We start from the raw sequence: 13,371 nt of genomic DNA, 5'->3' as shown, positions 1-13,371 counted from the left end.
TGAGCAAGCGTAAAAATACTGGGAAAATGATTCAATTACGAAAATTTAAACAACTTATTGCTTTGGCACTGCTTGGCTTATTAACCAGTTGGATTGTAAGTTGCAGCACAGGTAATGTTGGTACAAGTACCAAACAGGCTACTTCAGGAGCGGCAACTGTTGAGTTTTGGACAATGCAACTCCAACCTCAATTTACCGGCTACTTCAAAAGCCTAATTGCGAATTTTGAATCGCAAAATCCAGGTATAACGGTTAACTGGGTTGATGTACCTTGGGCGGCGATGGAGAACAAAATTTTAACCGCAGTCTCCGCAAAAACGCCACCTGATGTAGTTAACCTCAATCCGGGTTTCGCTTCCCAACTTGCCGGACGAAATGCCTGGTTAGATTTAGATCCGAAAGTCCCAAACGATGTACGTTCCTCCTATCTACCGAATATCTGGAAAGCAAGTACGCTCAATGGCAAGAGTTTTGGCATTCCCTGGTATCTCACCACAAGGTTAACCATTTATAACACCGATTTATTAAAACAGGCCGGTATCAATAAAACACCTGCAACCTACGCAGAATTGGCACAAGCAGCCCAGCAAATTAAAGATAAGACGGGGAAATATGCCTTTTTTGTGACTTTCGTACCGCAAGATTCCGGGGAAGTGCTGGAATCTTTCGTGCAAATGGGTGTCACTTTAATAAATGCTGATGGGAAAGCGGCGTTTAATTCGCCACAAGGTAAAGCAGCGTTTCAGTATTGGGTGGACTTGTATAAAAAAGGGTTGCTTCCGAAAGAGGCTTTGACGCAAGGACATCGCCACGCGATCGATTTATACCAATCTGGAGAGACTGCGTTTCTAGCTTCTGGTCCAGAATTTCTGAAAACGATCGCTAATAATGCCCCAAAAATCGCTCAAGCTTCGGGAATAGCCCCTCAACTCACTGGTGACACAGGCAAAAAAAATGTCGCGGTGATGAACATAGTTATTCCCCGCGATAGCAAACAACCAGACGGCGCTGTGAAATTTGCTTTATTTGTCACCAATGACGAAAATCAGTTAGCCTTTGCTAAAGCTGCAAATGTCTTACCTTCTACAATCAAAGCATTGTCTGATAGTTACTTTAAAGATGTTCCAGCCAGTGCTTCAACAATAGAAAAAGCACGAATTATGAGTGCTAAAGAACTGCCACAAGCAGAAATATTAACCCCGACATTGAAAGATTTTAACAAACTGCAAAAGGCAGTGTACGAGAACTTGCAAGCAGCAATGTTAGGGGAAAAGACTGTAGATAAAGCTGTAGAGGATGCGGCGCAAGAGTGGGATCAAAGATAAATTTGGGCATTGGGCATTGGGCATTGGAAAAATTCCTCCTGTCTCTAGCTTCCCTCTCCTTTATAAGGAGAGGGATTGAGGGTGAGGTAAGCCAGGGACATAAATTGTATGTTATTTAATTCTTATATCCTTAGTGAATAAACTTCTTGCGATTCACCTCCTTTGATCTCAGTAAAAAATCGCCTACTAAATAAAGGGAACCACATAAAACGATTAAATCGTCTGTGGTGGCGGTTAAGGTTGCGGCTTCTAATGCTGTGAATAAATCTGGATGGATTTGCCGATCGCTTAACTCTGGACAGAGGCTGTAAGCTAGGTTTGCTAATTCCTCTAGATTTGCGGAAGTTCTACCCGGCCAAGGTTCTACTGGTATTGGCACTAAATAAAGGCGATCGCCTGGTCGTAGTAAAGCGGTAAAAATATCAGTATGATCCTTATCGGAAAACATTCCCATAACCCAATTGACGGGCTTATGGTTAACTGCGTCTAAACTATCGACATACTGGCGAAGAACTTGGGCGGCGGCGGTATTATGAGCGCCATCAAGTAATAATTTATGGTTGTTCCAGATAGTCCATTGCATCCGCCCTGGCCATTTAGTTTTTGCCATGCCATTAATTATGGCTTCTTCAGAAATCTGCCAACCCTTTTGTTGAATAATTTCTAAAGCAGCTAAAGCCAAAGCTGAATTAGTTAATTGAATCTGTCCCGCTAACGGCAAAGGGTATTTAATTAATTTTGAATTTTGAATTGTCTGATATTCTGCCCATCCTGATGCGATTTCACAGGCGGGTTGAGGGGTAAAAATCGGGCATTTTAATTCTAAAGCACGCGATCGCACAACTTTCTCTGCCTCTGGTGGCAATGACCCAACTACAACGGGACATCCAGCTTTGAGAATACCTGCTTTTTCTCTAGCAATATCAGCGACGGTAGGGCCAAGTTGCTGCCAGTGTTCCCGGCTGATGGAAGTGATCATCGTAACCAGGGGTTCCAAACAGACATTGGTAGCATCTAAGCGCCCTCCTAGTCCGACTTCTACCACAGCCACATCGACTTGTTGCTGGGCAAAATATAACCAAGCAGCCGCTGTAATTACTTCAAACTGGGTTGCCGATTCGTCCTCTGGGCGAATAGCCGCTTTGACTTTTTCTAATAATTGGCTCAATTCTTCTGAAGAAATTGGCTGTTCATTCAGACAAATACGTTCCGTCCAATCAACTAAATGGGGGGAAGTGTAGCGTCCTGTACGATAACCAGCCTCAGTAAGTACTGAGGAAAGATAGGCACAGACTGAACCTTTGCCATTAGTCCCAGCAACGTGAATTACTGAGACTTGCTGATGAGGATTGCCGAGATTTGCCAATAGATTGATAATGCGATCGAGTCCCAAATGGACACCAAAGCGTTGCAGGGGTTGTATTACAGAATCAATATCCACAGAAGGGGCAGTAGGGAGTGGGGGACGACTGACAAGTGACAAATAAAACCGACTGTCCCCGTAAATAGAAACAGCCGGTTGAAGAGTAAAGAACGTAGATTAAATAAAATGCAAAACTTCATCCTGTCTCACGATCGCTCTCCAATATATCGGAGAGAAATTGAGGGTGAGGTAAGCCAGGGACATAAATTGTATGTTATTTAATTCTTATTCCTAATGATATTAAGCCGAATTTAGGCTTCCTTGTCAAAAAAGCCTTGAACTTGTCTTAAAGCCGCAGCGCCAATATTAAACACTGCCCAGCTAGCAGCAATAGCAACTGGTGCTAAAACGATCGCTATACGGAAATCGATAGAATCCATATCTAGAACCCCTCTTTTAAGTAGAAATTAAAGTTTTATCAACTGCTGCTATACAAAACTTGACCAAACTTATTTAAAGCTAGCCATTCAACTAAAGTTTCCTTTAGAGGGTCTGCTTCTTGCTTCAACCAAGGAAGACGGCTTCTTCTTGTCCACAAGCGTAAATTCGGGTGTAGCCCACCCTATGTTTTAAACGAGTAGTTTTTTTTGAAGCTTTTAGTCATTGTTCAACCATTATTTTCAGCAGATTTAACAAACAGTGGACTCCCGTTTGACCTTTTTAGAGGCTTGCTAGTAATGAACGCGATCTGTGGTTTGCAAACCAGAAAGGTTTCTTTGTTTTCGGCATTAAACTGAGTATAGTTGCTAATAATATGGACAAATATCCAAAGTTATTAGTTTAGAAGTTTTATCTTCATGGCTGAACTACACAGCCTCTATCCCATCTACAAATGTATTAAGGACTGCTTTTTCAAGATTCCTGATTTGATTACCTCGCTAATTTAGTTTTAAGTTTTTTCTAGACTATAGGTTAACTACTGAGAGATTATAAGCTTGTGCTTTCCGCAACTAGATAGGATTTTCACCTGACTAAATTAGGTCATTGGCTCTTGGAATTTGTCTACATTTTACCACAAATGCCTATGGACTCAGCAAAGTTTGACAATACCAGATGCAGAAAACACAATACATCGGAAAAACTTACTGGATTTTTAGAACTTTGACTAAGCTCGATAAGGTTTATGACTATTTAATAACTCTCTCATTTTTATTTTTAGCTGAAGTGGGCAATTTTTACCATCTAATATGTAAAGAATGTTTAAATTACAGCTACCTCTCCCCCAGTCTTTTCTTCTCTACCAGACGCTGCACTTCGGCAAGGCTCTGTTAAGTAAGTGGGTCAAATTAAATACCCTGCCTCCGGCTTTCCTCTCCTTAATAAGGAGAGGGATTGAGGGTGAGGTTTGATATAAATATTTAATTACGCCTACCTACTTACCACGCGAACAATTTTGAATGCGTGAATTTTGAATTGATTTCTCCTCACTCCCTAAGACTTATTAAACTCAACGGGATTATCGCTAACCCCGTTGGTCTTCAAAACCGTGCATGAGAGTTTCCAACTCACACGGCTCCTCAGTAACTTGGTGCTTGTCACGCATACCTCATTACCCATTTATCCGCGACTTTCTCAAGTCTTGTGGTGGGCTTAGGCTTGGCACTATTACAGCCAGATTTTGTACCAAAACTGCCATCATTGGCTGTCTTTGTGTCGTGGCAATGTCTGTGTAAGAGTTGAAGATTTTTATACTCATCCTTCCCACCTTTCGATTTTGGGATGATATGATCAACTTCCATTACATCATCTTCTCGGAAAAACATTTCGCAGTGGGTACACTTCCCTTTTTGCTCTTTCAGGAGTATTGCTACTCTGGTTGGCATTTCTGGGCTGCTTCCCCTTCTTGTACTCCAATAAACCAGGTTTCCGTCGTATGGTGACGATTCGCCTTTAACTTTCACATGACGAACTATTGGAGTGTCGTTATGCTTTAGTAACCGAAGTGGGGTTAATCCTTCCTTCCTGGTTGCGAATACCCAGTTCTTACCACCGATGGATTGCCAATACCTTTTTGACACCCATTTCTCGCCCTTTTTGGGGTGGCGGCGTTTTGCCCAAGCGATTAGCTTTTGGTACGTGAGGTCATCGATATCTGAGTAAGTTACCTTACTTACTACAGTCGCGTAATAGTTAGCCCATCCCCTAATAATTGGGTTTAAATGGCTGATTAGCGCCGCTTGCGGTGCTGCCTTATGAGCTTCAATAACCCTAGCGATTTTGTCATAATGTACCTTTTGCTTCTGCTTGCTTGGGGTGATGATTGTCTTAAAACCCTGCTTTGAGTGATACTTTCCTACTGGAAATTGTTGTATCGTAAAACCAAGGAAATCAAACCCTGGTTTTTCTTGCTCATACTTTGTGAGAGTATGAGCGAGTCTCGTTTTGCTGGGCTTTAATTCCAAACCCATGCCTTTTAACCATTCAGAGATAATCTCTTGACATCTTTGGACGACGGTTAAGTTTTCGTGGAGAATTACGAAATCGTCGGCGTAACGGATTAAGCTGAGGGATCTACGGTTATCCCGCTTGTTACCTTTCAGCGTTGCTGTGTATTGCTTTATCCGTTCTTCCATCCCGTGGAGGGCAATATTTGCCAATAGCGGAGAAATGACCCCACCCTGTGGCGTACCCTCAGATGTTGGAAACAACTGCTTACCATCCATCACTCCCGCTTTTAACCAAGCTCGAACTTGTCGGCGGATGGTGGGGAATGTATTTAATTTTTTTGAGCAGTGCGTCTTGGTCGATGCGGTCAAAACATTTGGCAATATCGGCATCTAGTACGAATTTTGGCTTCAGACTGATTGCCGTAAATATTGCTTCTACCGCATCGTGGCATGAGCGTCCTGGTCTGAACCCGTATGAGTTAGGCTCGAATCGCGCTTCCCATTCTGGCTCTAATGCCAGTTTTACAAGCGCTTGCAAGGCTCGGTCTTTCATTGTAGGTATACCCAAAGGTCGCTTCTCTTCCGTTCCAGGCTTAGGAATCCATACGCGCCTAGTGGGGCTGACCTTTGTCCCCAGGTTTAAATTTCCAGTCAGTTCTAGACGTTGCTTTGAAGTCAGCGATTTTACGCCGTCTACCCCAGCCGTCTTTTTCCCCTGGTTATCCTGGGTGACTCTACGAACCGCTAAGACTCTTGCTGACCAGGACTTCATCAGCGTCTTTTGGAGACTGCGATATGCTTTTACATCACCACGGGCAGAGGCTTGATAAATTCTCTTTTGGAGCTTATACACGCTACGCTCTAGCTTGCGCCAGTTAATAGAGTGCTATTCCACCATCAGTTTTTGGGACTGTGTATTAGACATATATACTCACTACTTGGGACTTTATCATCCAAATCACCGTAAGTCTGTCTGCATATTCTGGGCATTACTCCAGACATTCGCTTCTGACTAAATCTTCCCTACTCGCTGCATACGGTTAGCACCTACTCAGGTATTCGACCACCTGAGAGCATACGAGAGGTTATCTCGTTCCGAATGACCATACTATGTACCTTTAGAGTGATGCTTATTCGCCGGGTTTATTGGAAGTGCTTGTTGGTCAATTCAACACTTGCCAACTCCATATCCTTTGCCTTTTGGCTCCAGCGCGTTTAGCCTTATTTCGCTGGTTTCTCGTAACGACGATTCAAACACATCTTTCAAGCCAAGGCTTTACTCATGGGTACTTTGCTCGATGCTTACCAACTTAGGCTGTCAGTAATAACACCTTTTCACCCCGCTTCAGGCGTTGATGGCTAGTCTCAAACCTGGGGGTGATGCTTTCACCGTTGCACCTACGGGGTAGGATTTGAGGGTTCTAGGATAATTTCTCTCACCTACATGGTCATTCAGTTGTCAAGGTTCAGTACCTTGCGGCTAATCCCCCTAATCTTTTACAAGATTGGTTTCTAGCCAACGATTCGCACGCTAAAGCCGATATCAGTACCCTTACCAGCATGAACTAAAGCTAATTTTTGGTAACGTTTAGCGTGTTCAATCAGTTCTGCGGCTTCAGTTTCCGTTACTTTTCGTAACACTTTGCCAGGAATGCCGACAACTAGGGACAGAGGCGGTATATTTTTAGTTACCACTGCGCCAGCACCGATAATGCTACCAGCGCCCACTCGTACCCCGTCTAAAATCACCGCGCCAATGCCAATCAAACATCCATGCTCAATGTAAGCGGAATGTACCACAGCGCGATGCCCTACGGTAACATGATCTTCTAAAATTGTCGGAAAACCAGGATCACCATGTAGAATTGCCCCATCTTGAATATTTGTGCATTCGCCAATTTCAATGCGTTCAACATCTCCCCTAACCACTGCTCCATACCAAATGCTCACCCCTGCTGCTATATCTACCGAACCCATAACAACAGCATTGGCTGCGATGAAGGCAGCTTGAGAAAAATCGACAGATGTCCAGTAAGAAGCGGTAGACACGATAGAATATAAATATGATACCCAGGAACACTGGAGAAACTCCAACCTTTAAGGCTGGTTGCACAACCAGGATATCACAGCATCAAGCCTCTACGCTGAGGAAAACACTAGTAAACAATGTTCCTGCCGCAACTCCGTGTCCATGCAGCAGTGAGCAAGTAACCCAAAGTGGTTGAGCCGAAGTGTATAATCCAACCCACTAGTGCTGGTGAAGACAAAATTATGTTTGTACGCACTTCATGATGAATCCAGGTTTGCAGTACCCGATGTTTGGCCCTGAAATACAGTGTCCCCATTGTCGCCAGACTATTCCGGCGCTGACACTGACAGATACTTATTTGTGTTCGCGTCATGGCGCGTTTGAAGTTAATCCTAAAAATGGCGAGTTAATCCATTTGCAATCGGGGCGTCATTGGCGGAGGTGGAATAATGAATGGTATAGACAGCATACTCATCCTGATGGTATTCGCTTTGAAATCCACGAAGCATTAGACAAGCTGTATACCCAAGGCTATCGAGCAACAAAAGTGATTATTGCTCGACGCTATCAGGAATTGATGAGTGGCTACTTAGAACGCAGTACACCTTGGCGTTCTGGACAACCAGAAGCTACTGCTGCGCGTTTGTATGGCTTACCCGTGGACTTTAGCCCTGATACCTCAGAAGATCCCTGTTGGGAAGTGATTAATTTTGACTTGGAAAAAGAACCTGGCGTCCCTGTGCGCTACCCTTATTTCAGGTTGTTTGAGTAAAGTTAGGAGTAGAGACGCGATTAATCGCGTCTGTACAAGAGTTAGGAGAGACGCGATTAATCGCGTCTGTACAGGAGTTAGGAGTTATACCGATTACATCTGAGGTTGCTCGCGAACAATTTGCTCAAGCCCCAAGTCTTACCAAGCTTCATTTTGTGGAGTTTCACAAAGAATTGCTATTAAGTTAAATTCAATTAATAACTCCTAACTCATAACTCCTAACTTTTGTTATGCACCACGCTTCGATTCGGACTGCGAATATTCATCGAGCGATCGCTTTCTACGAACATTTAGGGTTTACAATTTCGGAACGCTTTACTACAGGCTACACCCTAGCTTGCTGGATGGAAGGATTGGGCGGCAGAATTGAACTGATCCAAATTCCCGAACCAAAACCAGCCCCAGATGCATTTGCTGATGAACATTATGTGGGCTATTATCATCTCTCGTTCGATTTAACTGAGATTACACCAGATTTACCTAGCTGGTTGACAAATTTACAAGAACGTGTACTACTTGGAACTGAGAGTCAAGTAGAAGAATTACAACCTTTGAAGGTACTTTTAGAACCGACACAACAGCAAATAGGCGATCGCATTTACGAAGTGGCTTTCATCGCCGATACTGATGGCTTACCCCTGGAATTCATTCGGGTTTTAGGAAAACTCCCATAATCTTTCTACTATTAAACAGATGAAAAAACCGTGGTTGCTAAAAAAATTAACCACGGTTTTTACTTTATAAAACTTTACTTTTGTTAGTACCTACAGACAATTAATTGCGGCTATTTAGGGAAATTAGCAAGCGCAAGATAAAGACGAACAAGTTGATGTAAGTGAGGTACATCGACAAAGCAGCAGGCAGATATTGGTCATCGCTGTAAGTGCGGGGCAAGATGTAGAAATCCACAACAGAAACCCCAACAAATAGAAACACCCCCAAACCTGAGATAGCGATTTCTAACCAATTTGGCGTGTAAACACCAAACATGGCAAACCCGAATTGGGCTAGACACACAACCACCAAAGCAATGACACCAAGATTGATGGTTTTCGTCAAAGCCATGCCGTCTTGTTCAGAGAGATTTGAACCAATTTGACGGGCGAAAATAAAAGTAACGCCACAGCCAAGGGCAGCCAATCCAATGCCTTGAATGCCAACACCTTGGGATCTCAAAGCGACAAATATTAAGCCACTGAGAGTATATCCAGATAACAGGCTGTAGGTTGCCAACAGGGGTAGCGCAAGTCCCTTGTTACCTTTTTGAGCAACATTTTGGGCAACAAAGAACAAAATTAACTCCAAAATCACCGCACCAATGAAGGTGGGAAAGAATATTCCGGGGTTAGTACGGATAACTCCCAAACCGCCGTAAGTTCCTAATGCCGTTAGCACCAATCCACCACCGACGTAGGGGAGGGCGTTGGCAATTACATTTGGACCAACGAGGGCGTGAGATTTAGCCTCACGCATAGCTTCACGAAAATTACTGGTATTGCTCATATTGAAAAACTGTTTTTTAGGAAAACGTTCTGCTTATTCCTATTCTTACCAAGATTTAGGGCAAGAAACCAGTAAGGGGTTAGGCAAGTTAGAAGATAACTAAACAAAAAAGATGATGCAATATTGAAATTTTTATCTAAAAAACAAAAATTACCTGCAACAGAGAGGTTAGCAAAATCATGCGTAAAAATACTGAATTGTCAAGTCCGACCCCTGATAAGTTCAGTGAAACGACGATAGCTTATTCAGGCTTAACTAGGGAAAATAATGACAGCTTAAAAAAAAATATACGCAGCTCCATTTTCTTAGGAATGGGAGTTAAAACAAGGGAATGTATATGGCAACAAGTGAGTCCTCTTTACGAATTGATGGTATAGAATTATTACACTTGTACCACCAGAATCCTTCTATTAAACTTCGTAATAAACTTGTACAGTTACATACTGGCTTAGTGCGGAAGATGGCTCATAAATTCAGCCATCAATGTAATGAACCTTATGAAGATTTAGAACAAATCGGTTATTTTGGTTTGATTAGGGCAATTGAGCGCTTCGACCCTAGCCAAGGATATGCTTTTAGTTCCTTTGCTGTACCATATATTCGCGGTGAGATGCTGCACTTTTTGCGCGATCGCAGTACTCTATTAAGAATTCCCCGTCGTTGGCAAGAACTGTACAATGAAGGACAAAAGATTCGCAAAGACTTGGCAATGTCTTTAGGTCGCCTTCCCAAAGATGCTGAAATCGCTAAGGAACTTCAGGTATCTCTGCAAGAATGGCAAGAAACCAAGTTAGCTGCTCAAAACCGGATGCCTTTAAGTTTAGATGCAACCGCACTTAACTATGTTGATTGCCAAATAACCTTGGGTGAGGCACTTCCTTGTCCTCGTTCTCATGTTCTTCTGCAAGAAGAAGAAGAACGGCAACAACTCCAAGGCGCAATAAATATGTTAGAAGACAAGCCCCGCATGGCAGTTGAAATGGTATTTTTGAAGGAACTTTCTCGCAAGGATGCTGCTAAAAATATTGGCACTAGTCCAATGACGGTAACGCGGTATCTGCAAAAGGGAATTCAAGATTTGATTTACTATTTGCAACCACAGGTAATGCCAACACAAGTAATACCAACGGCGTCTTAGTCGTGCTGGGCTAAAAATCCAATGACAAATGACAAATGACAAATGACTAATTATCGAGATTTTAAATCAGCGATCGCACCTCTGGTCATAGCAGCAATAGCTTGATCTGTCGCTTTCGGTAAATGATAATATTTACCGCCTGCTGTTTGGGATAATTCCTTAGCAAAGCCCGTGGACACAAATTTACTTTCCGTATCAATTACTAATAGTTGCATCCCCAAAGCCCGGATTCTGGCAGCAATTTCTAATAATTCTCCTTTGATATCTGGCTTTTCTCCTGGTTCTAGTTGTTCACCTAAAGAACGCGCTAAGGAAATATTACCCCGCCCATCGGTAATCGCTACAAGCACAACTTGCCCAATATCTCCGCTCATCTGGGCATTTAAGCCGACGCGCACAGCTTGGGTTAAACCATGTGCTAAGGGCGAACCGCCACCACAGGGCAACCTTTCCAAGCGGTTACGCGCTAAGGCAATAGAACGTGTTGGAGGCAATAATACCTCTGCCTGTTCTCCCCGGAAGGGAATCAATGCTATTTGGTCACGGTTTTGATAAGCTTCTGTCAAGAGTTGCATCACCGCACCTTTAGCCGATTGCATTCGATTCAAGGCCATTGAGCCAGAAGCATCTACCACAAATACTACCAACGCCCCGGCTTTGCGTACCAGGCGTTTCGAGCGAATATCAGCCTGTTCGACAATAACTTTTCTATCTGGGTGTCTTTCTCTTCGGGATTTTTGATAAGGAGCCGCAGCTCTCAGGGTGGCATCTACTGCAATGCGTCGCGCTTTCCCTTTGGGCAACATTGGCTTAATGTAGCGTCCCCTGTCATCGGAAAAGATGACACTGCGACTACCAGATTTACCTTGCCGCTTCGCCATTTGAGTAAAGTACAGCACGCTGTCATCAAGAATTACCCCTTCTGGATCAAAAATGAATTCTTCGGGGATGCTAGGGGGTTCTTGCTCTTGATTTTCTTCCTGTTCTTCTTGTTCTTCCTGTTCTTCCTCTTCTGATTCGTCCTGGGGTTCTTCTTGATTTTGTGGTGGGGGTGGAGGCGGTGGTGGTGATTGTTCTGGTGGCGGTGTCTGCACAATTGTGGCGCGTGGTACAATCACCAATTCCACAGCACGGCGCAAATCTTCGGCATTAACTGTTGTTCGTCCTTCCAAAGCCGCCGCCGCCTTGGCAACCCGCGTGGCGAATAACTCGGCGCGATGTCCCTGAACTCCGCCGCGAATGGCCTCATCTACTAAGTAGGCAATTTGTTCATGGGTGATAATTACTTCTTTCAACCATTCCCGTGCCAAGATGATTTGGGTTTTGAGGGCGTCTAAATCTTCGTTGTACTGCTTGAGGAAGTCTTGGGGAGATTTAGAATAGGCGATCGCAACTTCAACTGCTTCTACTCTTTGATCTAAGCCGAGTACACCGTCAGCAGAGAGTGCGATCGCAATTCTATCTAGCAAATGCTCCCGTAATCCGCCTTCTTCGGGATTGTAGGTGGCAATAAATAAGGATTTACACGGATGCTGAAAACTGATCCCTTCTCGTTCTATTTGGTTGCGTCCGTCAGATAATACTGTTAGAAGCTGATTTGATATTTGGTCATCTAATAAATTAATTTCATCTACGTACAGTACACCCCGGTTTGCTGTAGCGAGTAAACCGGGCTGAAAAATGGTATCACCTTGTTTTACGGACTTTTCCACATCCACAGAACCGAGGAGTCGGTCTTCTGTGATACCTAGAGGAATTTGCAAAAAAGGCGCGGGAATTATTTCGACGGGAACATCTTGAATATCTTTGTCTGCGTACTCTGCCAACAGTTGATCATCCCATTCTTCTGGGTGGTTGGGGTCACAATTGCTGATTGAGCCTTTGACAACTTCTATCGGCGGTAGTAGAGCGTGGATAGCACGAGCCATCACAGATTTTGCCGTACCGCGACGACCTGCGATCGCCACTCCTCCCAAACCAGGATCAACTGCTGCTAACAGCAAGGCTAATTTAATTGCTTCTTGACCGACTACGGCACTCAAGGGAAAGGCAGTGATTGTGGGATTGATAGTAGGCGCAGGCATGGTTTGCTTTCATTGCGAGTCTTGGTCTTTAGCATACCAATTTCTGACACATTTAGAATAAGTATTATTGCAATGAGAGAAAGGTAAGGTTATGAGTATTGCTCAGGCTAAACGCTTCACACTAGATGAATATCACAGGCTTGGAGAATTGGGCTTTTTCCATGAAGATGACCACATTGAATTAATTAACGGGGAAATTATTGAAATGGCATCCAAAGGTACAGCCCATGAAACTTGTCTAAGGAATTTGTGGAAACAACTCCCAAAACTTGTCGGAGATAGGGCAACTCTGCAATCTCAAGCCCCGATTACTTTGCCACCTAACAGCGAACCTGAACCAGATTTTGCGATTGTTCAAAACCGAGATGATAATTATCTATCGTCTCACCCAAAACCGGCTGATGTGTTATTGGTGATGGAAGTTTCTGATTCTTCTTTGGCTTATGACCAAGATGTGAAAATACCTCTCTATGCTCAAGCTGGTATTGCTGATTTTTGGATATTTAATTTATTTGATAACTATTTGGAATTTTATAGTGAACCATATCAGGATAATCCAGGTAAATATGGTTATTTAAATAAGCGAATTGTCTTGTCAAATCAGGTAATCAATTTCCCTTTTTTGCCTGATTCATCTATTGATTTAGCTAAGGTGTTTCCGCCAAAGCTGAATTTTTAAACTTTGCTATATAAATGAGATAAAATTCAGT

At 43.3% G+C, this 13,371-nt stretch carries 11 protein-coding genes and 1 pseudogene; 5 read left to right on the top strand and 7 right to left on the bottom strand.

The window, feature by feature from the left end; all coding sequences use genetic code 11:
• The first annotated feature begins 26 nt into the window (after positions 1-26).
• Positions 27-1,325: an ABC transporter substrate-binding protein gene (locus V7K31_RS14785; RefSeq protein ID WP_335095060.1), complete on the top strand. Its 1,299-nt coding sequence runs from the start codon at positions 27-29 to the stop codon at positions 1,323-1,325.
• A gap of 130 nt (positions 1,326-1,455) precedes the next feature.
• Here V7K31_RS14785 and V7K31_RS14780 read toward each other — a convergent pair whose 3' ends face one another.
• The 5 genes and pseudogenes from V7K31_RS14780 to V7K31_RS14760 all read right to left on the bottom strand — a co-directional run bounded on the left by V7K31_RS14780 (position 1,456) and on the right by V7K31_RS14760 (position 7,184).
• Complete coding sequence (locus V7K31_RS14780) at positions 1,456-2,766, bottom strand: bifunctional folylpolyglutamate synthase/dihydrofolate synthase (protein ID WP_335095196.1); 1,311 nt, start codon at positions 2,764-2,766, stop codon at positions 1,456-1,458.
• Positions 2,767-2,999: 233 nt separating this feature from the next.
• The gene (locus V7K31_RS14775) at positions 3,000-3,128 is read right to left on the bottom strand and encodes a photosystem II protein Y (RefSeq protein ID WP_292772125.1); all 129 of its coding nucleotides are present in this window, start codon (positions 3,126-3,128) and stop codon (positions 3,000-3,002) included.
• 1,155 nt (positions 3,129-4,283) lie between these two features.
• Complete coding sequence (locus V7K31_RS14770; protein ID WP_335095195.1) at positions 4,284-4,487, bottom strand: HNH endonuclease; 204 nt, start codon at positions 4,485-4,487, stop codon at positions 4,284-4,286.
• Between the two features lie 321 nt (positions 4,488-4,808).
• Positions 4,809-5,988, bottom strand: a pseudogene (gene ltrA / locus V7K31_RS14765) (group II intron reverse transcriptase/maturase); the annotation flags it as partial.
• 659 nt (positions 5,989-6,647) lie between these two features.
• Positions 6,648-7,184 carry a gamma carbonic anhydrase family protein gene (locus V7K31_RS14760; protein ID WP_335095059.1) on the bottom strand — a complete coding sequence of 179 codons (537 nt, stop codon included), beginning with the start codon at positions 7,182-7,184 and terminating at the stop codon, positions 6,648-6,650.
• A 242-nt stretch (positions 7,185-7,426) separates the two neighbouring features.
• Here V7K31_RS14760 and V7K31_RS14755 point away from each other — a divergent pair, with 242 nt between their 5' ends.
• Together V7K31_RS14755 and V7K31_RS14750 are read left to right on the top strand one after the other, a co-directional pair.
• Complete coding sequence (locus tag V7K31_RS14755; protein WP_442941291.1) at positions 7,427-7,936, top strand: TIGR02652 family protein; 510 nt, start codon at positions 7,427-7,429, stop codon at positions 7,934-7,936.
• A 230-nt stretch (positions 7,937-8,166) separates the two neighbouring features.
• A complete protein-coding gene (locus V7K31_RS14750; RefSeq protein ID WP_334832752.1) occupies positions 8,167-8,610 on the top strand; it encodes a VOC family protein in 444 nt (147 codons plus the stop codon).
• A 100-nt stretch (positions 8,611-8,710) separates the two neighbouring features.
• Here the strand turns inward: V7K31_RS14750 and V7K31_RS14745 are convergent, their stop codons facing one another.
• Entirely contained in the window at positions 8,711-9,439 is a 729-nt protein-coding gene (locus V7K31_RS14745; RefSeq protein WP_335095058.1) for a Bax inhibitor-1/YccA family protein, read from the bottom strand.
• Positions 9,440-9,776: 337 nt separating this feature from the next.
• On the opposite strand from V7K31_RS14745, the gene V7K31_RS14740 reads away from it, so the two are divergent.
• Entirely contained in the window at positions 9,777-10,577 is an 801-nt protein-coding gene (locus tag V7K31_RS14740) for an RNA polymerase sigma factor SigF (RefSeq protein WP_335095057.1), read from the top strand.
• A gap of 50 nt (positions 10,578-10,627) precedes the next feature.
• Here the strand turns inward: V7K31_RS14740 and bchD are convergent, their stop codons facing one another.
• The gene (bchD, locus tag V7K31_RS14735; RefSeq protein WP_335095056.1) at positions 10,628-12,661 is read right to left on the bottom strand and encodes a magnesium chelatase ATPase subunit D; all 2,034 of its coding nucleotides are present in this window, start codon (positions 12,659-12,661) and stop codon (positions 10,628-10,630) included.
• A 91-nt stretch (positions 12,662-12,752) separates the two neighbouring features.
• Here bchD and V7K31_RS14730 point away from each other — a divergent pair, with 91 nt between their 5' ends.
• Positions 12,753-13,340, top strand: coding sequence for a Uma2 family endonuclease (locus tag V7K31_RS14730; protein WP_335095055.1), 588 nt, complete (start codon positions 12,753-12,755; stop codon positions 13,338-13,340).
• The last annotated feature ends 31 nt before the right edge of the window (positions 13,341-13,371 follow it).

The sequence above is a fragment of the Nostoc sp. genome, assembly GCF_036917675.1.
GTDB lineage: Bacteria > Cyanobacteriota > Cyanobacteriia > Cyanobacteriales > Nostocaceae > Nostoc.
The sequence above is the reverse complement of the archived record's forward strand: the minus strand, read 5'-3'. Positions and strand labels throughout refer to the sequence as shown.